Origin of the sequence: Sinorhizobium sp. NFACC03, assembly GCF_900103435.1 — a bacterium.
In the GTDB taxonomy this organism is placed as follows: domain Bacteria; phylum Pseudomonadota; class Alphaproteobacteria; order Rhizobiales; family Rhizobiaceae; genus Ensifer.
The window spans coordinates 126,239-146,055 of record NZ_FMXF01000001.1; the positions used below are offsets into that span (position 1 = coordinate 126,239).

The window sequence follows — 19,817 nt, forward strand, 5'->3', positions numbered from 1 at the left end:
CGGCTTCTCAGCATGCGCTTGAATCTGCGCCAAATTTGCCAAACGTCAATGACGGCGCGTCCGCCACGTTGTCACACTGCGGCAATGTTGCGCTGCGGCATATTGGACGGAGTTTCACCAGAGAGCGAAGCAGGCGACCGGCAATCGATCAAAGGGTTGCCGGGACGGCGTCAGCGGACCGGGAGATAGGCTTCGGCAAGCTCGGTCCAGAAGGCGGCGCCGATCGGCAGCAGGTCGTCGTTGAAGTTGTAGGCCGGGTGGTGCAGCGGCTTGTCGTCGTCGCTGACTTTCGAGCCGAGGAAAAAATAGGTCCCCGGCTTTTCCTGCAGCATATAGGCGAAATCCTCGCTGCCCATGAAGGGACGGGCGAGATCGACGACCTTGTCGGCACCAGCAAAGCGTACTGCGAGATCGCGCACGAAGTCGGTCTCGGCCTTGTGGTTGATCGTCGCATCGTAGCTGCGCTGGTAGTCGACCGTCGCGCGCATGCCGAAGCTCACGGCCTGCGCTTCGGCGATCATGCGGATGCGCCGTTCGAGTTCGTCGCGGACATCAGGCTCGAAAGAGCGGATGCCGACGACGATCTCGGCACGCTCAGGAATGATGTTGCTGGCGGAACCCGCATGGAAGGCGCCGACGGTGACAACAGTGGGGTCCATCGGGTGGATGTTGCGCGAGACGATCGACTGCAGCGCCATGATGATCGAGGCGCCGCAGACGATCGGATCGGCCGTCTCCTGCGGTTCCGCGCCATGCCCGCCGCGGCCGTGAACGGTGATGCGCGCCTCGTCGACGGCCGCCATGATCGGGCCTTCCCGGAGGGCAAACCGGCCGAAGGGCAGGCCCGGCTCGTTGTGAAGCGCAAACACCGCGTCGCAGGGGAACTTCTCGAACAGGCCCTCGTCCATCATGATCTTGGCGCCGCCGAAGTTCTCCTCGGCCGGCTGGAAGATCAGGTGGATCGTTCCGTCGAAATTGCGCCGCTCGGCGAGCGCCCGCGCCGCGCCGAGCAGCATGGTCGTGTGGCCGTCGTGACCGCAGGCGTGCATCAATCCTGCGGTCTTGCTGGCATAGTCGAGACCGGTTTCTTCCAGGATCGGCAGCGCATCGATATCGGCGCGAATGCCGATTGATCTCCCGCTCGTGCCGTTCCGGAGCGTGCCGACGACGCCGGTTTGGGCGAGACCCGTCGTCACTTCATAGCCGAGGCTTTCGAGATGCTTGGCGATGAAGGCGGAGGTGCGCTTCTCCTCCAATCCAAGTTCCGGATGGGCATGCAGATCGTGGCGGATGGCAACGAGTTCCGGCATGGCGTTGGTGATCGAGGAGGAAAGCTTCATGTCAGGCGCCACGGGTTGGGATGCGATTTTCGAATGTGCGGAAGGCCACCACCAGAATGCCGGTGAGGCACATATAGATGAGCGCCAGCAGGAGCAGCGGCTCGTAGGTGAGGAAGGTTTCCTGCCTGACCTTGGAGATCACTGCATAGACGTCGACGACGGTCACGGTGGCAACGAGCGGCGTCGATTTGAGCTGCAGCACTGTTTCGCCGTTCAGCGTCGGCAGCGCCCGGTGGATGGCGCGCGGCAGCCAGATGCGCCGGAACATCGTCCAGGGGCTCATGCCATAGGCTTTGGCCGCCTCCAGCTCGCCCGGCGGCACGCCGGCAAAGGCGCCGCGCATGACCTCGCCCTCATAGGCGGCAAACGAGACGGTGAGTGCCGCCACGCCATAGGGCCAGGCCTCGCGCAAATAGGGCCAGAGGAAGGACTGGCGGATCGCCGGAAACTGCGGAAACAGCGAGCCGAGCCCGTAATAGAGCAGCCAGAGCTGCAGGAGCAGCGGCGTGCCGCGAATGACAGTGCAGAAGACCTTGGCCGGCAGTTTCAGGAACCAAGGGCCTGTCACCTGCACGAGGCCGATCGGCACCGCCAGCAGGAAGCCGAGGATCGCGGTACTGAACAGCATCACGAGGCTGACGAGAATGCCCCAGCCAAGCCGAGGCAGATAACGCGGCAGCCAGTCCCAGCGCATGAAGACGGCAACGGCGACGACGAAGGCGGCGAAGACCAGCATCATCACGATGCGATGCGGTACGAAGAAGCTCCGAGCCGTCGGCAGGTCCTCGGGCGTGAAGGCAACGGCGTGGGTGGTTTCGTTGGTCATCGCTGCACCGCAAAGCCGCGTCGGGCATGGCGTTCGAGCATGCCGATGAAGACGTTGGACACGAGTGTCAGCGCCAGATAGAGCGCGCCGGCGGCAAGGAAGAACAGCAGGTATGCCTTGGTCGTGCCGGCCGCCTGGCGCGTGACCAGCGTCAGCTCGCTGAAGCCAACGACAGCGAGAAGGGCGGTGTCCTTGGTGGCGATCAACCAGAGATTGGAAAGACCGGGAATGGCATAGGGCAGCATCGCCGGCAGCGTGATACGCCTCAAGACCTTGGTCGGCGACATGCCATAGGCCCGCGCCGCTTCGATCTGTCCGGCGGGCACCGCCTTGATCGCGCCACGCAAGACTTCGGTCGAGTAAGCCCCCTGGACGACGCCGATGACGAAGATGCCGGCCATCAGGCCGCTGATGTCGACCGGGCCGATCGCAAAGAGCGCCAGCACCTGATTGAGAAGATCGGTGCCGGCGTAATAGAGCAGCAGGATCAGCACCAGTTCCGGCACCGCACGCACCACCGTGGTGTAGCATTCAAGCAGATCCCGCAGCACCGGACCGCCATAGAGCTTGCCGAAGGCGCCGCCGATGCCGAGTGCCAGGCCGAGCGTGAAGCCGCCGACGGCGATCTGGATGGAGTTGAAAAAGCCCTGCAGCAACACGCCGCCCCATCCGGGCGCGTTGAGCGAGAGCAGGCCCCAATTGATGAGGGAATCCGCAGCCATGCGTCGTACTCCGATGGCGCCAGCCGGCGGCGGCTGCTGCGCCCGCGTCCCCTTTCAGGCACACAAGGCACAGCACCTCTGGGCCGTCGGCCGATCGCGCCTTAATCGCCGTAGATGTCGAAGTCGAAGTACTTCTTCGAGAACGTATCAAAGGTTCCGTTGTCACGGATCGCCTTGATCGCAGTGTTGACCTTGTCCTTGAGCTCGGTTTCGCCCTTGCGCAGGCCGACGCCCACACCCGGGCCGATCACGGCAACGTCTTCGGCGACGTCGCCCTTGTAGTCGCAGCATTCCTTGCCCTGGTCGGTCGCAAGGAAAGCCTTCAGCGCGATGGCGTCCGCCTGGACGGCATCGAGGCGGCCGGCGGCGAGGTCGTTGTTGGCTTCGTCCTGCGTCTGGTATTCCTTGACGTCGACGCCTGCCGGCGCGAAGTGCTTGGCGGCATAGGCTTGGTGGACCGTCGAGACCTGGACGCCGAGCGCCTTGCCGTTGAGACCTTCCGGCGTCGGCTTGATGTCGACGCCCTTGGTGCCGATGATGCCGGTCGGGGTGTTGTAGTATTTGTCCGAGAAATCGATCGTTTTCAGGCGTTCGTCGGTGATCGACATCGAGCTGATGATCATGTCGATCTTCTTCGAGGTCAGCGCGGGGATGATGCCGTCCCAGGCGACCGGCGTCAGCACGCATTCGAGCTTCGCCTCGGCACACATCGCGTTCATGAACTCGACTTCCCAGCCTTCCCATTTGCCGCTGGCGTCGGGCGCCGTGAACGGCGGATAGGGCTCGGCGGCGACGCCGACCTTAAGCGCTTCGGCCGAAGCGGCGACGCCGCCGCTGACGGCGATTGCCGTCGCAACGGCCAGGACTTTCAATGCCTTCTTCATGCTGTTCCCCTTTTTGGTTGTTTAGCATTCCGGAATTCAGTGAATGGAACTGATGAACTTCTTGAGCCTTTCCGACCGCGGCGAACCAAAGATGGCCTCTGGCGGGCCCTGTTCCTCGATCACGCCGTTGTGGAGGAAGACGATGTGGTTGGCGACGTCGCGCGCGAACTTCATCTCGTGGGTAACCAGGATCATCGTGCGCTTCTCGCGCGCGAGATCGCCGATGACCGAAAGCACTTCGCCGACGAGTTCAGGATCGAGCGCCGAGGTCGGCTCGTCGAAGAGCATGACCAGCGGTTGGATAGCGAGCGCCCGCGCGATCGCCGCGCGCTGCTGCTGGCCGCCGGAAAGAAAGGCCGGGTAAGCGTCGCGCTTCTCATAGAGGCCGACGCGCTTGAGCAGCGTTTCGGCGGTGGCGACCGCTTCGGCCTTCGGCTTGCCGAGCACGTGGATCGGCGCCTCGATGACGTTTTCGAGGATGGTCATGTGCTGCCAGAGATTAAAGCTTTGGAAGACCATGCCGAGCTGGCTGCGGATGCGCTGGACTTGCCGGCGGTCCTCCGGCACGAGGCCGCCTCGGCCGTCGGGTTTCATCCGGATCTTCTCGCCATGCACGCTGACGCTGCCGGCGGACGGGAGTTCCAGAAGGTTGATACAGCGCAGGAAGGTGGATTTGCCGGAGCCGCTGCCGCCGATGATGGCGATCACGTCGCCCTGTTTCGCCGTCAGCGAAACACCCTTCAGCACTTCCAATGGCCCGAAACGCTTGTGCAGGTCAGTGACCGCGATTGCCTGGGCCGCATCCGTCATCGGCACGCCGCTCCAACGGCTCTGCGCGCTTTTTCTGTCAGCATGAGAACAGTTCCCCTGTCGTTTCCCGCGCGGCATCTTTGGCCTGTCACGGTTTTGTTGATTGGCATGGTTGCACTTGTGTCGCTATTATTCAAGCGTATAATAATACGCATCGTCGATTTTTCGACGCCCGCCCCCAGCCTTGATTTCCCGAAGGAGCCGCCCATGTCCCCGTTCCGGCCGAAGCCATCGTCGACCGCGCCAGGGCACTTGTTCCAGCGGGTCGCCGCATGAACCGGCGCAGCTTTCACCGCGCTCCGGAAGGCGAACGCCGCCAGGAGCTGATCGAGGCGACGCTCGATTGCATCTCCGAATTTGGGCTCAAGGGCGCGACGGTGCGGCAGATCGCGATCCGCGCCGGCGTGACCGCCGGGCTCGTGCGTCACTATTTCGAATCGAAGGATCAGATGGTCGCCGAGGCCTATCGCGCCGTCATCGCATCCTTGACGGACAAGGCGAGCCAGGTGGAGGGTGATCCGGAAACCCGCCTCAGGGACTTCATCGCGATCAACCTCACCGAACCGGTGGCCGACAGCCGGAGCATCTCGCTGTGGGCCGCCTTCATCAGCCAGGTGCGTGTCGATCCGGTACTCGCCGAGATCCATCGCGAAGGCTACCTCGCCTTCCGCAACACACTGCAGGAACTGCTCGCCGATTTTCTTGCGGCGAAGGGCAAACCGGCGGACGCAGAAACCTGCCGGGCGTTCGCCATCGCCATCAACGGGCTGGTCGACGGTCTTTGGGTGGAGGGGTGCCTGGCGGGCGACCTCTTTCGCGAGGGTGAACTGGTCGCCATCGCCATGTCGTCGGCCGAGGCACTGCTCGGCACGTCGATCGGAACTGCAAAACAATGACAACGGGAGAGAACACCATGCGCTACGCGTCCATCACCGAACGTCTTGCCGATCTTGGTTCGGGAAAATGGTCGCTGCATATTCGTGCCCGCCAACTGAAGGCAAGTGGCGCCGACATCATCGAACTGACCATCGGCGAACCGGACCTTCCGCCGGACCGCGCCCTTCTCGATGAATGCCAGCGCGCGATGAATGCCGGGCGCTACCGCTATTCCAATGGCCGCGGCGAGCCGCCGGTCGTGGCTGCTCTCGCGGAAAAATATCGCCGGCGCCGTGACGACGTCACCGCGGCGAACGTCTTGTGCTTCCCCGGCACCCAGACGGCGCTCTTCTCCGTGATGCTGGCCCTGGTCGAAACCGGCGACGCGGTGCTCGTCGGCGACCCGCTCTATGCGACCTATGAGGGCGTGATCCGCTCCACCGGCGCCCATCCGGTACTGGTGCCGCTGAAGCCGGAATTCGGCTTCCACATGCAGGCCGAAGATCTTGAAAAGGCGATCACACCCGAGAGCCGGGTGCTGCTGCTCAACACGCCGCACAATCCGACCGGGGCCGTGCTGACCGCGACCGAGATCGCCGCGATCGGCGAGGTCGCGCGCCGTCACGATCTCTGGATCGTCTGCGATGAGGTGTACGAGGAACTTGTCTTCGACGCCGTCTTTGCCTCGCCCTTCGACAATCCGGATCTCGCCGAACGCACCGTCGTCGTCTCGTCGATCTCCAAGTCCCACGCCGCGCCCGGCTTCCGCAGTGGTTGGGCAGTCGGCCCGGTCGAGTTTGCCAACCGGCTGCTGCCGGTTTCGGAAACGATGCTCTTCGGCACCCAGCCTTTCATCGCCGACATGACCGCCTATGCCCTGACCCATGACATCGATACCGCGCGGCGGATGCGCGAGTCCTATCAGTCCCGTGCCGCACAGATCGTAGCCGGTCTTGCCGCGGCACCCGGCATCGAGGTGTTCGCGCCGGAAGCCGGCATGTTCATTGTGATCGACGTTTCCGGAACCGGCCTTGACGGCGATGCGTTTGCCTGGGCGCTGCTCGAAGAGGAGGGGGTTGCCGTCATGCCTGGATCATCCTTTGGCGATCAGGCGCAGAACTATCTGCGCGTCAGCCTGACCGTGCCTGATCGGGACATCGACGAGGCCTGCCGTCGCATCGCTGCGCTCGCCGAGCGGTCCAGCCTGCGTAAGGAGCGCTGCGCATGACGATGGAAAAAACAGTTGGAGAAGTGCTGGTCGATCTGCTCGAGGCCAATGGCGTCGAGGTGGTTTTTGGCATTCCCGGGGTGCACACGGTCGAGCTTTATCGCGGGCTGGCGGCATCGAAGATCCGCCATGTGACCCCGCGCCATGAACAGGGTGCGGGCTTCATGGCCGATGGATATGCCCGGGTCAGCGGCAAGCCGGGTGTCGCCCTCGTCATCACCGGTCCGGGACTCACAAACACCATCACGGCGATGGCGCAGGCTCGGCAGGATTCCATCCCGATGCTGGTGATTTCCGGCGTCAATCGCCGCGATTCGCTCGGTCACGGTCGCGGGCTCTTGCATGAGTTGCCCGACCAGCACGGCATGATGAAGACGCTGGCGCTCTACTCGCACACGCTGCTCAATCCGGAAGACCTGCCTTTCGTCGTCGACCGCGCCTTCTCGGTGCTCGTCTCCGGCCGGCCGGGGCCGGTGCACATCGAGATCCCGACCGACGTGATGGCGGCGAAGATCGCGCCGCAGGCGGTGCGGCCGGCGACGGCGACGCGCCCGCGCTCCGACAGCGAGACGCTGCAGCGTGCAGCGATCCTCTGTGCCGACGCCTCGCGGCCGGTGATCATCTGCGGCGGCGGCGCGTTGACGGCGGAAGCCGAAGTGACGGCGCTTGCCGAGAAGATCGGCGCGCCTGTCGTCACCACGGTCAACGCCCGCGGCATGCTCGCCGGCAACCCCTTGCGCGTTCCCGCAAGCCCCAGCCTGAAGGCGGTGCGGTCGCTCCTCAAGGAAGCGGACCTTGTCCTGGCGCTCGGCACCGAAATGGGCCAGACGGACTACGACATGTATGCCGATGGCGGTTTCCCGGCCTTGCGCAATCTCATCCGCACCGACATTGACTCAGCGCAGCTCGCGCGCGGGCCGCATGCAGCCCTTTCCATTCTCTCCGGCGCCAAGGCGGCCACGGCAGGCATCCTCGCCTTCCTGCCCGGCCACACCGCGAAGGATGGAGTGGGGCGCGCCGAAACCGCGCGACGGGCAGCGCTGAAGGAACTGACGCCGAAGATGAAGGCCGAGATCGGCATCATCGACACGGTCTACAGGACGTTGCCGGACTGCACCGTTGTCGGTGACTCGACCCAGGCCGTCTATGCCGGCAATCTCTATTGCGATGCGCCGCGCCAGCGCAGCTGGTTCAATTCCGCGACCGGCTACGGCTCGCTCGGCTACGCCCCGCCGGCGGCCGTGGGCGCTGCCGTTGCCGATCCGTCGCGTCCGGTCGTGTGCCTTGTCGGCGACGGCGGCTTCCAGTTCTCGCTGGCCGAGATCGGGTCCGCGGTGGATGCGCAGGCGAAGGTGATCTTCCTCGTCTGGAACAATGACGGCTACCAGGAGATCGAGTCCTACATGGTCGACGCCGGCGTTACCCCTGAAGGGGTCAGGCCCTCGGCGCCGGACTTCCTGATGGCGGCCAAGGCCTATGGGGTCGAGGGGCAGCGGCTCACCGCGGTTGCCGATCTGGCGCAGGCGCTTGCCGCAGCCGCAGAGCGCAAAGGCCCGTCGCTCATCGAGATCCACGAGAGGCGGACGGCGGGTCTCTCGGCCTGACAGCGCCTCAGTCGCACAACGGGCCGGATTTGACTTTTCCGGCCCGCAATGGTGTTAAGGGCGCCCATGCTCGAATCCGGCCACGTTCTTTCGTTAAGGTCGGGCATTCGGGCTGAGTTTCGTCTCGCTGGCGCTGGAGCGCCGCGCGTCTTGTAGGCGCCAAGGAAAGGGACCGCGTCCTCGATGGACCGCTTGGGTGGTGGCAGCAAGAATATGCAGGCCGGCCGGCTTCTCGCCGTGCTGTGGCTGTTCTGCGCCTCCTTCGCAATGCAGGTCATCTCGGTTGGGCAGAGCATTCCGTCCCGCTCGTCCTCTGGCGCCCAGGCCGGTAATGTCACCGATACCGGCTCGACCGATCGCCCTGCAGCCCGGCAGATCTCGCGGGCGACACCGCTTTCAGACCTTCGGTTCACGGCCGAGCGCAAGGACGCGAAGTCCGCGACCGACGATGGGTTACCGGCGCTGCTGCCGGTATCCGCGGAGCTGGAATTTCCCCAATCGTCGGACGGTCGGTTCCTGCGCCGTGTCGCAGAGCAGATCGGCGGGGCTTCGAGCCATGGGCCCCATATTCGCGCACCCCCGCGCGCCTGATCCATCAAGCATATTCTGGCTCGTTTGCGGCTTGGACCGCTACGCCGCCATTGATGAAACAAAGTCCTGACGACGCGCCCCGCGCCCGTGCAGGCTCTTCTGGAACCACAACATGCGTACATCGAAATGGGCGATTCTCGTCTATGTCGCCGTGATCATCTTCGGATGCGTCGCGGCGCTTCCCAACGTGCTGACGCCAGCACAGCGTGAACAATTCGCCGCCTGGCTGCCGGTCAAGCCGGTGACGCTCGGCCTCGACCTCAAGGGCGGTTCGCACCTCGTCCTCGAAGTCGACGCCGCCGGCCTGCGCAAGGCCCGCCTCGAAACCTTGCTCGACGATACGCGTCGGGCGCTGCGCGCCGAACGCGTTCCGGCTTCGTCTGCCCGCATCGCCGGCGACACCGTGACGGTCAAGATCGAAGACGCTGCCGACCGCGAGAAGGTTCTGCCGAAGCTTAAAGAGTTGGCTGCCCCGGTTGGCACGCTCGGCTTTGGCGGCTCGGCTTCCGATATCGCGGTCACCGAGGATGGCGACACCATCACGGTCGCCATGACCGAGGCCGGCCTCGCCGACCGCACCACCAAGGCGGTTGAGCAGAGCCTGGAAATCATTCGTCAGCGTGTCGATACCGTCGGTGTTGCCGAGCCGCTGATCCAGCGCGTCGGCTCCGACCGCATCCTCGTCCAGCTTCCAGGCCTCGAGGATCCGACGGCACTACGCCAGCTTCTCGGCTCCACAGCCCAGATGAGCTTCCACATGGTCGACCAGACTGTGGATCCCAATCAGCCGGCACCACGTGGCGTCGACATCCTGCCGGGTGCGCACGACAACAACAAATATGCGGTCGAAAGTCGCGTTGCGATTTCGGGCGAGCGGCTGGCCGATGCCAAGGCCGGCTTCGATCAGCGCACCAACGAGCCGATCGTTTCTTTCACCTTCGACTCCCTGGGTGCCCGCCAGTTCGCGGAAATTACCCAGGCCGCTGTCGGCCGGCCCTTTGCGATCGTGCTTGACGGCAAGGTTCTGACGGCACCGGTCATCCGCGAGCCGATCATCGGTGGCAATGGCCAGATCAGTGGCAATTTCACCGCGCAGGAAGCAACCGTTCTGTCAGCGCTCCTGCGCTCGGGCGCGCTGCCTGCACCGCTGACTGTCATCGAAGAACGCTCGGTCGGCCCGAACCTCGGCTCGGATTCCATCCGCATGGGCATCTATACCGGCCTTGCCGGCTTCGCCCTCGTGGTTACCCTCATGGTCGTGCTCTACGGCGCATGGGGCATGATCGCCAATGTCGGCCTGGTGCTGCACACGATCCTGACGATCGCGCTGTTGGCCATGCTCGGCTCGACGCTGACGTTGCCCGGCATCGCCGGTATCATTCTCGGCATCGGCATGGCGGTGGACGCCAACATCCTGATCAACGCGCGTATTCGCGAAGAGACGGAAGGCGGCGCCGGCGCGATGAAGGCGCTCGATATCGGCTTCAACAAGGCCTATGCAACCATCATCGACTCCAACGTCACGACGCTTTCGGGCACCGTGCTGCTGTTCGCCTTCGGCTCCGGCCCGGTGAAGGGCTTCGCGGTCACCATGATGCTCGGCATCATCATCTCGATGTTCACGTCGATCACCGTCGTACGCCTGATGATGCGTGAGGTCGTCGTTCGCCGGAAGATGAAGAAGCTCGAAATTCCGTCGCTCTTCGGCAAGGTTCCGAAGCTTCCGTCCTTCTCCTTCATGAAGGGCCGCTTCGTCGCCATCGGGATGTCGGCGTTCCTGTCGATTAGCTCGGTGGTGCTGTTCTTCACGCCGGGCCTCAACTACGGCATCGACTTCGTCGGCGGTATTCAGGTCGAAACCACCTCGAAGAACACGCTCGACCTTCCGACGCTGCGCCACAACCTCGAAGCGCTCAACATCGGCGAAGTGGCGCTGCAGGAGTTCGGCCAGGACAAGTCGGTTCTGATCCGCGTTCAGCGTCAGCCGGGCGGCGAGCAGGAGCAGACGGCGGCACTGAACCGCATCAAGGACACCGTAGTCCAGACAATCTCCGATGCGACCTTCGAGCGTACCGAGGTCGTCGGACCGACCGTCAGCACCGAACTTGCCCGTTCGGGCTTCCTCGCCGTCGGTCTCGCGATGGTGGCGATCCTGCTCTACATCTGGTTCCGCTTCGAATGGCACTTCGCCGTCGGCGCGATCGCAGTTCTATTGCTGGACATCACCAAGACGATCGGCTTCTTCGCGCTCACGGGCATCGACTTCAACCTGACGGCCATCGCCGCGCTGCTGACGATGATCGGCTACTCGGTCAACGACAAGGTCGTGGTTTATGACCGCATGCGCGAGAACCTCCGCAAGTATAAGTCGATGCCGTTCTCCGACCTGATCGACATGAGCATCAACCAGGTGATCGCGCGATGCATCTTCACCTCGATGGCGACGGCCCTGTCGCTGGTGCCGATGGCGATCTGGGGTGGCGACGCGGTCAAGAGCTTCGCCTGGCCGATGATTTTCGGCGTGATCGTTGCGACCACGTCGTCGATCTATATCGGCGGACCGATCCTGCTCTTCCTGAACCGTTGGTGGAAAGATCGCGAAGCGTCTCGTTCGAGCACCACGCCTCAGGCGGGCACGCCGGCGGCGTGATCCGGCGGTCCCGGGATACAAAACGTGAAGGGGCGGCCCGGCGGGCCGCCCCTTTTTTGTCCGAATGTGCTGTCTTTATCCCCTCGTGCCTTGCAGACTGATTCTTCGCTACCTAGATAGCGAGGGTCTCCGGTTCCGGGGCGGGAGAACGGATTTTGCGTCCGCGTCCCCCTAAGATTTGAAGGGTGAGAATTATTTTTCGCATCTTCATCTTTTTAATTGACGGAATTGGTAGATTATTCTAGTTTGCCAATACGTGACGCGGGGAGTCCGCCTCACGGTTGTTCATCAAACGCACCGGCATGCTGATGCCGGGCCAGCCAAAGGAGAGTGACATGTTCGGAAACGTCTCGACCGCCGCCTTCTTCGGCACGCGTCTCCTTTGTCGCGCAACAGAGAAACGTCACATTCGCAATCTCTGCCGAATGTGACCGTCGAACCCCTCGAACTTTATCTTTTGCCGAAATTGAAAGTCTCCGCGCCTCCGGCGTGGAAGGAGCGTTATTTGTATGAGCAAGCAAGTTATCGAATTTGGCGGCGAAGCCGTCGGTGTGGTCGTCCCGGATGAAGATCGCTTCAAGTTCGTGGCGGTGAAGTATCACGTCTGGGATCTGGACGCGAAGCGCTTCGGCTCGGCCGAGGAAGCACGTGCCGCGATCCGCCAGCTGCTGGCCCACCAGGCCGTGTCGGCGAAGCGGCGGGGTCACAGCGCAGCCGCATGAAGCGGGTGAGAAAGGTCGTTTTCGGCTTTTCTCCCGCATCCGCCCGATACTTCTGAAAATCGTCGTTGCTTCCGCTGCAAGCGTGGCCGCGACTTCGGCCAATTCCCCACTATAATTATATGTTGGCAGTACGTTTCTTGTGCTATGCCAAGATGTATTTGCATTTGCGCGGATGATTCCCGTATCGGGAGCCGCAGGGAAAGCGTGCCGGAATGCTGACGAAGAAGGGAAAATACGGTCTGAAGGCTTTGGTCGATCTTGCACGGCTGGAGCCGGGGGAGACCGCCTTCATCACCGAAATCGCCCAGCGCAACAATATCCCGAAGAAGTTCCTGGACACGATCCTACTCGAACTGCGCAACGCCGGCATGCTGCGCTCGAAGAAGGGCCCGGGCGGCGGTTATTCGCTATCGCGGCCCGCTGCCGAAATTCGCATCGGCCATGTGATCCGCACGCTGGATGGGCCGTTGGCGCCGATCCGCTGTGCCAGCCGCACGGCCTATGAGGTCTGCGAGGACTGCAACGATCCCGAGACCTGTCAGGTGCGGGTATCGATGACCACGGTGCGCGACGCCGTTGCTGCGATCCTCGACTCGATGACGCTTGAAGAGTTCGCCGCCGACAAGTCGATGCCGCTCGAAACTGTCGAAGAAATGCGGGCCGGCTGACGAAAACGCCGCCGATCGCGCCAGTTTTCCCCCGAAGTCTGCTTCCAAGGCTTGGTTTGCCAAGAAAAAGCGCTTATCTGCCGTCAATGGTCTGGCGGGCAGCGTTGCAGCCTGCCACTTAAGTCTTCGTAAGATCGGGGTCATCATGGGTTTGAGACAAGCATCTGCGCATGAGCGCACCGCGGTTGCGGCTTTGGAGTCGATCGGCCGGACGCTGACGACTGCAATGGTCGGCATCAAGGCGCTGACTGACCACCTTGGCTCCGACGAAGCTTTTGCCCGCAGTGTCGTCGATGCAGTCGAGTTGATCGGCGAGAGCCAGGGGCGTGTCGTCGTCTCCGGCGTCGGCAAGAGCGGCCATATCGGCCGCAAGATCGCTGCGACCCTGGCATCGACCGGCACCTCGGCCTATTTCGTGCATCCGACCGAAGCGAGCCACGGCGACCTTGGCATGGTCACCTCGCAGGACGTGCTGATCCTGCTCTCGTGGTCGGGGGAGACGGCCGAGCTCGCCAACATGCTCACCTATGCCAAGCGCTTCAACGTGCCGATCGTCTCGATCTGTGCCAACCGCGACAGCGTGCTGGCGCGGAATTCCGAAGTGCCGATCGTACTGCCCAAGGTGCAGGAAGCCTGCCCGCACGGCCTCGCGCCGACGACATCCGCAATGCTGCAGCTCGCCGTCGGCGACGCGGTGGCGATCGCGCTTCTGGAACGGCGCGGCTTTTCGGCCGAAGATTTCAAGACATTCCACCCCGGTGGCAAGCTCGGTGCGCAGTTGCGGCTGGTCCGCGAGCTGGCGCATGAGGGCGCCCAGATGCCGCTGCTCCAGACGGGGCGGCCGATGAGCGAGGCCCTCATCGAAATGTCGTCGAAGGGTTTCGGCGTCGTCGGCATCGTCGATGACACCGGCAAGCTTGTCGGTGTGATCACCGATGGCGACCTGCGCCGCCACATGTCGGGCGATCTGCTCCAGCAACCGGTCGAGGCGGTGATGTCGCGCAATCCGCGGGTGATCCGTGGCGACGTGCTCGCGAGTGGCGCCATGGAATTCATGCAGCAGCACAAGGTAACGGTGCTGTTCGTCGTCGGCGATGGCGGAGCACCGGTCAGCATCCTGCACATTCACGACCTGCTGCGCGCCGGCGTCGTCTGAGGGGTAGTACACCTCGCGAAAGCTGCCTAACCCTTGACCACGGCGGGCCAGTCGCCCGTCGTGCCCGGCTGCACCGGCCGTTCCAGATAGGTTGAAAGCACCACATAGCTGCGCGTCGCCTTGACGCCGGGCGTGTCGTAGAGGCGCGCCAGCAGCCCCTCCAGCGCATGGGTGCTTTCCGTGCGGACTTTGAGCAGCATGCAGGTATCGCCCGCGACCGAGTGGATCTCCTCCACCTCGGGGCATTCCTCGATGGCAAGCAGCGCCTGTGTCTTTCCCCAGCCGGTCGTGTCGACATGGACGAAGGCGAGCAACGTCTTGCCGACGGCCTCGGGATCGATCAGCGCTGCCACGCGGCGGATCGCCCCTGATCGCCTGAGCCGCTTCACACGCTCATGCGCCGCCGGTGGCGAAAGCCCGACCCGTTCACCGAGTTCGACATAGCTCGTCGTCGCATCCTCGACCAGCACGCCTAATAGTTTTCGGTCCATCGCGTCGAGGTCGCGCTCCGGTGGACGCTTCCGCCGAACGTCATCTGTATTTTGATCCATTCCGATGTTTCCTCTTGCTGCTGAATTTCATTCTGCAAACATGAGACAATGACGAACATCAATCAATCCATTTCCAGCGGTTCAGTCGACAGGGCACGTATCCCGCCCTTCGCCTACCTGCTCACCATCTGCATCGGCGTCATCGGCTCCAACTCCCTCGCCCTCGGGCCGATCGCGCCGGAGGTGGCGCGAAGCCTTGGCGCCAACGTTCCCGCCGTCATGACGGCCTCTGCCATCTTTGGCCTGGGCACGGCCGTCAGCGCCGTTTTCCTTGGCCGCTTCATCGATCGCCATGGTCCGCGCCGCATGTTGGCTGCGGCTCTCTTGCTTCTGGCTGCAGGGCTCGGCGGCAGTGCGCTCGCGCCATCGCTTGCGTTCCTGGTTGCCGCCCAGCTCGTCGTCGGTCTGGCCGCGGGCATTGCGCTTCCCTCGATCTATACGCTGGCCTCGGTCATTGCGCCGGCCGGACGCGAGAGCGAGACGATCGGCCTGGTGCTGACCGGCTGGACGCTCAGCATGGTGGCGGGCGTGCCGCTATCGGCAGCGATCGCTGATTTTGCCGGTTGGCGCACGGTCTATGTCATTGTCGCCGCCGCCACGTTGATCGCCTGCACTGCGGTCAAGTTTGCGCCGGCGCAGGAAGGCGCCACCGGTACAGCGACATCACCGCTGGCGGCATTGAGTGTTCCCGGCGTCGCACCGCTCTTGATCGCCTGCGCCGCCTTCATGGCCGCCTTCTACGGCGTCTATGCCTATATCGGCGAGCACCTGCATGCCGCACTCGGCCTGCCTGTCACCGCCAACGGTCTCATCGCCGTTTCCTATGGATTCGGTTTCGGCGCCGCCGCTTTTCTTGACCGCCTGATCGATCGTTTCGGCGCCGCCCGGTTGTTGCCGCTGATCTTCCTGGCGGTCGCGGGCGTCTACGTTGCCATGGCTGTGGCGAGCGGCTCCTACGCTGCCATGCTGGCCGTCGTCTTCCTTTGGGGGCTTGCCAACCATTTCGGGCTGAATGTGCTGATCATGCGGCTCACCGGCCTCGACCCCGCCAAGCGCGGCGCGATCATGGGGCTGAACAGCGGCGTCACCTATATCGCGCTCTTTGTCGGCACGATCGGGTTCGGTGCAGCCTATGCCCGGGCAGCCTTCTTTGTGCTGCCTTTGGCAGCGGCAGGCCTGATGCTCCTGGCGGCCTTCGCCGTCGCGACGGCGCGGCGGTAGTCTGGCTTAACAGACCCGCTGTTACGTCAGTCGTCGTCACGCGGAGGAGGCGATCCTCGGCCGCTTTTGCGGCTTGCGGCGTGGTGGCGGGTCCACGAAGGCGCCTGGCTGGTTGAGGCTGTTCTCACTCAGCCGCTTGGCGATCGCCTCGGCGCCGGCATCGCTTCCGGCGCGCGAATAAAGATTTCCGCGTACCTGGATCGAGGCGGCGAGCAAGCGGAACATTGCGTTCGCCAGATCCGGATCTGGCGCCTGCGGCGCACGCCAGAAATCGTCGAGCGGCTGCTGGTCGGTCAGTCCGGCGATGTCGAACAAGGCCGTGCCAAGCACCTTCACCGGTCGCCCCTGCTTCAATGCATGCAGACCGGCCGTCGAGTTGACCGTGACCATGCCTGCGCTTGCCTCTCCAAGCGTATCGAGGTTGCCGCCATCGAGATAGAAGACGCGCCCGCGAAGCCCCAGCGCTGCCGCTCGTTCGTCGATGATTCTGCGCCAGGGGATCAGATCATTGTCGAGCGGATGCACCTTGAAGACGAGGCGCGCGTCGCGCGCCGCAAAGGCGGCGAAGGAAGCCAGCACTTCGGCAATCGCTTGCCTCTGGCTATGGAAAGGCGAGTGGGCCCTGAGCTGGAAATCGGTTTCGAGCTGCAGCGGATAGACGAAATAGGGCGCGTCCTGCGAAAGCAGTTTGGCAATGGTCGCCTCGGCTTCCGAGTTGCGCCGCTTTTCGGACAGGAGCCGGCGGACCCAGCCCGCATATTCGGCGAGCGGATGAAAGATCGCGTGGCGCTGATAGTGTGGGAAGAGGAACCAGAGAAAGACGTTCGGCAGATTGTAGAGCAGGTCATAGCTCGCATCGGCGAGGAACGTCTGGCTGTAGTGCTTGCGCCAGTCCGGTTCCGGGACGCCCGCTGCCGCCGCAAGGATTTGCGCGGGATCGGACGGGAAATGTGAGTTCGAGGACATGCCGTTGCGCTCGAGCGTCAGCCAGTCCGGCCGAAGATACCCCATCTCGACGATGGCGACTGCGACACCCTTGCGCCGCGCGACCGTGGTGGCTGCCTGGTGGTAGGCGCGTTCCTCGCCGAGCAGCAGCATGTCGGTGACGCCATGGCGCGCGATGAAGGCCTCGATATAGGCTGGCCAATCGGCTGCCGTGCCGCGATAATTATAGGCACCCTTGCGGCCCCAGATGATCTGGTCGCCGACATTGAGGTTGATCCTCAGGCAGGTGTGGCCAATGGCTTCGAGCCGATCGGCGATCTTGCGGAAGATCGGCGACGAAGGGCCTTGCAGGAACAGGAACACCCGTCGCCTTGGCCGATCGACCGCCCCGGTCGATGTCATCGAAGCGTTCTCCATCCGTCCACTGCTGCTACCGCAGCGTATCCTTTCTGAGGTTGGCGTGGTTGAGCAGGGCCTCGATCAAGTTCCAGGCTTCGACATTACTCGGTTCCACCGGCTTGTGGGAAGACGACTTGGCCTTGGCAAGCGGTACGATCAGGTAGTCGGTTCGCGGGTCGGGGAAGGGATCGGCAAAGGATTTGAGCAGCGGCGCATGGTCGCCGTAGAAGACGAGCCAGACCGGGCGGTCCAGCTTGTCAAGTCGTTCGCTCAGCATGTTCAGCGCCGCATCGGATTGTTCGAGAATGGCCAGATAGATGTCGACGGGATTGGTGAGATCACCGACGCGACCCGGCTCCCACGGGCCGTGATTGGCCATGGAGGCAACGAAGATGAAGCCGTTTTCATCCTCCGGCAGCTTCTCGCATGCGTCGATCACTTTTGCCGCAAGTTTCTCGTCGGAGACGTAGGGGCCGTCTCTTTCGGGGCGATGGTCGAAGCCGTCGAGCATGGTCAGCTTGGAAAAGCCGAGTTGCGGCATCGCCTTGTGCCGGAGAAAGAAGGTGCGGTCATAGGGATGGATGAAATGCGTGTTCCAGCCGGCGCGCTTCATCTTTCCCGGCCAGACCACGTCGGCATAGTGCGAGGCCCTGAGATAGGGGTAGCTGGCGTCGACGTGGATGTCGTCAGGCACCAGGCCGCTGATGACCGCGAATTCCGTGCGCAGCGTATAGCCGCCTTCGAAGACGCTGCTGAGGCGACCCCATTGCACCGCCTCGCGCCGCAGCCGATCCAGCGTCGGCATATCAAGCGTATCGACGCCGAAGTGCCGCATGTCGATGAAGGATTCCGATTGCCAGACGACGATCAGCGGCGAGCCGTCGTCGCCGATCAGATCATGCACGGCGGCCCGGACGATCTCGGAGAGTTCCGCGACGATCTTTTCACGCCGCACGCCGAGCCAGACGATGAAGCGGAACACGACCGAGCCGAAGGTGCCGAAGCGCACCGTGTTCACCTTGACGTCGAGTGTTTTCAGCAGCCTTTGCACCAGCGCCGCCGTCGGGCGGTTCACCGGGCCGTAAAAGAGCAGGAGCCAGGGTCCGTAGGCGATCCCGAGCATCAACAGGATCCAGAACGCCTTGCCGCGATCGGGCAGGATGGCCGGCTCGAAATACATGTAAAGGCCGGACACGCCGAAGACATAGAGGAAGGCGACGGTCCAGAAGACGACGTTCAAAGAACTCGCATAGAAAATCGTCTTGTACTTGAAGACGTCGACGACGAGCGCGATATCCGAAAAGATCAGCGGCTCGCGGATGAACTTGAACTTGGCGCGGGAAATGCCGGTGAAGATGATGAAGAAGCTCATCGTGCCGGCTGCGGCATAAAGCGGCCGCCAGGAGCCGGCGAAGAATCCTGCAAAGACCAGCGCGATGACCGGCAGGCGGGCAACCGCATCGACGACATCCTGCGTCCGCCCGAAGGGCGAGGGATGGGCGCGCCGCTCCCGCTTCGGCAGGGCAAAGCGATCGGTAAAGAAGATCACCGCACAGGAGAGCACGTAACAACAGAGCGTCAGTGTTCTTGGGTAGTCGTGCAGCTGAAAGGGAAGCAACGCCAAGCGGAAACCTTCATGTCTTCATGCCGGCCGACGCCGCTTGATGCGGCACAGCGTCCGCCCGACACTTAGATCTTATCGCTTGGACGTACAAGCGCCGTCAGGTCCGGCGCTCCGACACTCCACTATTATGCGTCGCGGTGTTGCCGCAACGCGCAATCGCCCTGTCGAACCACCAGTTGAGCAAGGGACGAATGGCCGGCGCGAAGCGGCCGAGGAGAAAGAGCGTGGTGCCGAAGTAGATTTCGAACCGCCCGCGGTCGATGCCCTTGGCGATTGTCTTCGCCACGGCGTCGGCACGCCAGGGACGGACCGTGCCCATGATTTTGGCCGCTTCCGGAGGACGGCATGCGAGTTCACGCTGAAACTGGGGTGTCTCCGTATCCGGCGGAAAACACACGGAGACGCTGACGCCGTGGGCGCAGGCTTCCGAGCGCAGCGCCTGGGCGAAGCCGTGCAGCGCGAACTTCGACGCGCAATAGGCGGAATAGCCGTAGATGCCGATGAGGCCGGCGCCGGAGGAGATCATCATGATCCGGCCATGGCCACGCCGCTTCATGCCGTCATAGACAGCACGGACCGCGTGCACCGTGCCGGAGAAGTTGGTTTCCATCTGGCGTCGGAATGAAGCGCTGTCGAGTTCCTCGAAACGGCCGGGCTCGACGATACCTGCCGATGTCACCAGGATGTCGCAGGGACCGAAGGCTTGTTCGCACCGTAGGATCGCCGCCTCGACATCGCTTTCCGCAGCAACATCGGCAGCCTCGATCCTGATGTTGTCGGCGCTGCTCCCGCTTGAGCGCGCCAGGTCTGCCTGCGCCCGTTCCAAAAGGTCCCGAGAGCGCGCGATGAGCGAGACGCGGGCGCCACGAGCCGCGTAGATGGACGCAACTGCAAATCCGATACCGCTCGAGCCACCGGTGATGATCACATGCGTCATGCTGATATCCCGCTCAAGAGCAATTCCAGGAAAAGTGCGAAGCGGTTTTGCGTCCACAATGGC

Annotated in this window: 18 protein-coding genes; 9 read left to right on the top strand and 9 right to left on the bottom strand. The window is 63.3% G+C overall.

Annotation, left to right across the window (positions count from 1 at the left end):
- Nucleotides 1-170: 170 nt before the first annotated feature.
- The 5 genes from BLU35_RS00585 to BLU35_RS00605 all read right to left on the bottom strand — a co-directional run bounded on the left by BLU35_RS00585 (nucleotide 171) and on the right by BLU35_RS00605 (nucleotide 4,582).
- On the bottom strand, nucleotides 171-1,340 hold the full coding sequence (locus BLU35_RS00585; RefSeq protein ID WP_093231875.1) for a M20 aminoacylase family protein: 1,170 nt from the start codon (nucleotides 1,338-1,340) through the stop codon (nucleotides 171-173).
- A 1-nt stretch (nucleotide 1,341) separates the two neighbouring features.
- Complete coding sequence (locus BLU35_RS00590) at nucleotides 1,342-2,166, bottom strand: ABC transporter permease (RefSeq protein ID WP_058329033.1); 825 nt, start codon at nucleotides 2,164-2,166, stop codon at nucleotides 1,342-1,344.
- A complete protein-coding gene (locus tag BLU35_RS00595; RefSeq protein WP_057248145.1) occupies nucleotides 2,163-2,888 on the bottom strand; it encodes an ABC transporter permease in 726 nt (241 codons plus the stop codon). Before BLU35_RS00595 ends, BLU35_RS00590 begins: the two co-directional genes overlap by 4 nt.
- A 101-nt stretch (nucleotides 2,889-2,989) precedes the next feature.
- Complete coding sequence (locus tag BLU35_RS00600; RefSeq protein ID WP_058329032.1) at nucleotides 2,990-3,772, bottom strand: transporter substrate-binding domain-containing protein; 783 nt, start codon at nucleotides 3,770-3,772, stop codon at nucleotides 2,990-2,992.
- 36 nt (nucleotides 3,773-3,808) lie between these two features.
- Nucleotides 3,809-4,582, bottom strand: a complete 774-nt coding sequence (locus BLU35_RS00605; protein ID WP_057248147.1) for an ABC transporter ATP-binding protein — start codon at nucleotides 4,580-4,582, stop codon at nucleotides 3,809-3,811.
- A 272-nt stretch (nucleotides 4,583-4,854) separates the two neighbouring features.
- Here BLU35_RS00605 and BLU35_RS00610 point away from each other — a divergent pair, with 272 nt between their 5' ends.
- The 8 genes from BLU35_RS00610 (at nucleotide 4,855) to BLU35_RS00645 (ending at nucleotide 14,077) form a co-directional block, all read left to right on the top strand.
- Nucleotides 4,855-5,478 (top strand): TetR/AcrR family transcriptional regulator, encoded by a 624-nt coding sequence (locus tag BLU35_RS00610; protein WP_057248148.1) that lies wholly within the window; start codon nucleotides 4,855-4,857, stop codon nucleotides 5,476-5,478.
- Nucleotides 5,479-5,495: 17 nt separating this feature from the next.
- Entirely contained in the window at nucleotides 5,496-6,686 is a 1,191-nt protein-coding gene (locus tag BLU35_RS00615; protein ID WP_057248149.1) for a pyridoxal phosphate-dependent aminotransferase, read from the top strand.
- Nucleotides 6,683-8,290, top strand: coding sequence for a 5-guanidino-2-oxopentanoate decarboxylase (locus BLU35_RS00620; RefSeq protein ID WP_057248150.1), 1,608 nt, complete (start codon nucleotides 6,683-6,685; stop codon nucleotides 8,288-8,290). Before BLU35_RS00615 ends, BLU35_RS00620 begins: the two co-directional genes overlap by 4 nt.
- 183 nt (nucleotides 8,291-8,473) lie before the next feature.
- Nucleotides 8,474-8,881, top strand: coding sequence for a hypothetical protein (locus BLU35_RS36000; RefSeq protein ID WP_245296243.1), 408 nt, complete (start codon nucleotides 8,474-8,476; stop codon nucleotides 8,879-8,881).
- A gap of 112 nt (nucleotides 8,882-8,993) precedes the next feature.
- Nucleotides 8,994-11,531 carry a protein translocase subunit SecD gene (secD, locus tag BLU35_RS00630; RefSeq protein ID WP_057248152.1) on the top strand — a complete coding sequence of 846 codons (2,538 nt, stop codon included), beginning with the start codon at nucleotides 8,994-8,996 and terminating at the stop codon, nucleotides 11,529-11,531.
- A 509-nt stretch (nucleotides 11,532-12,040) separates the two neighbouring features.
- The gene (locus tag BLU35_RS00635) at nucleotides 12,041-12,253 is read left to right on the top strand and encodes a hypothetical protein (protein ID WP_057248153.1); all 213 of its coding nucleotides are present in this window, start codon (nucleotides 12,041-12,043) and stop codon (nucleotides 12,251-12,253) included.
- Between the two features lie 212 nt (nucleotides 12,254-12,465).
- Nucleotides 12,466-12,921 carry an RrF2 family transcriptional regulator gene (locus BLU35_RS00640; RefSeq protein WP_057248154.1) on the top strand — a complete coding sequence of 152 codons (456 nt, stop codon included), beginning with the start codon at nucleotides 12,466-12,468 and terminating at the stop codon, nucleotides 12,919-12,921.
- A gap of 145 nt (nucleotides 12,922-13,066) precedes the next feature.
- Nucleotides 13,067-14,077: a KpsF/GutQ family sugar-phosphate isomerase gene (locus tag BLU35_RS00645; RefSeq protein ID WP_057248155.1), complete on the top strand. Its 1,011-nt coding sequence runs from the start codon at nucleotides 13,067-13,069 to the stop codon at nucleotides 14,075-14,077.
- Between the two features lie 26 nt (nucleotides 14,078-14,103).
- Here BLU35_RS00645 and BLU35_RS00650 read toward each other — a convergent pair whose 3' ends face one another.
- Nucleotides 14,104-14,628: an Lrp/AsnC family transcriptional regulator gene (locus BLU35_RS00650; protein WP_057248156.1), complete on the bottom strand. Its 525-nt coding sequence runs from the start codon at nucleotides 14,626-14,628 to the stop codon at nucleotides 14,104-14,106.
- A 48-nt stretch (nucleotides 14,629-14,676) separates the two neighbouring features.
- Here BLU35_RS00650 and BLU35_RS00655 point away from each other — a divergent pair, with 48 nt between their 5' ends.
- Nucleotides 14,677-15,849 (top strand): MFS transporter, encoded by a 1,173-nt coding sequence (locus BLU35_RS00655; protein WP_058329030.1) that lies wholly within the window; start codon nucleotides 14,677-14,679, stop codon nucleotides 15,847-15,849.
- Between the two features lie 36 nt (nucleotides 15,850-15,885).
- Here the strand turns inward: BLU35_RS00655 and BLU35_RS00660 are convergent, their stop codons facing one another.
- The 3 genes from BLU35_RS00660 to BLU35_RS00670 form a co-directional block, all read right to left on the bottom strand.
- Nucleotides 15,886-17,196, bottom strand: a complete 1,311-nt coding sequence (locus BLU35_RS00660) for a capsule polysaccharide biogenesis protein (protein ID WP_093231876.1) — start codon at nucleotides 17,194-17,196, stop codon at nucleotides 15,886-15,888.
- A 28-nt stretch (nucleotides 17,197-17,224) separates the two neighbouring features.
- Nucleotides 17,225-18,817 (bottom strand): LTA synthase family protein, encoded by a 1,593-nt coding sequence (locus tag BLU35_RS00665; RefSeq protein ID WP_093231877.1) that lies wholly within the window; start codon nucleotides 18,815-18,817, stop codon nucleotides 17,225-17,227.
- Between the two features lie 97 nt (nucleotides 18,818-18,914).
- Nucleotides 18,915-19,754, bottom strand: a complete 840-nt coding sequence (locus BLU35_RS00670; protein WP_093231878.1) for an SDR family oxidoreductase — start codon at nucleotides 19,752-19,754, stop codon at nucleotides 18,915-18,917.
- Nucleotides 19,755-19,817 lie beyond the last annotated feature (63 nt).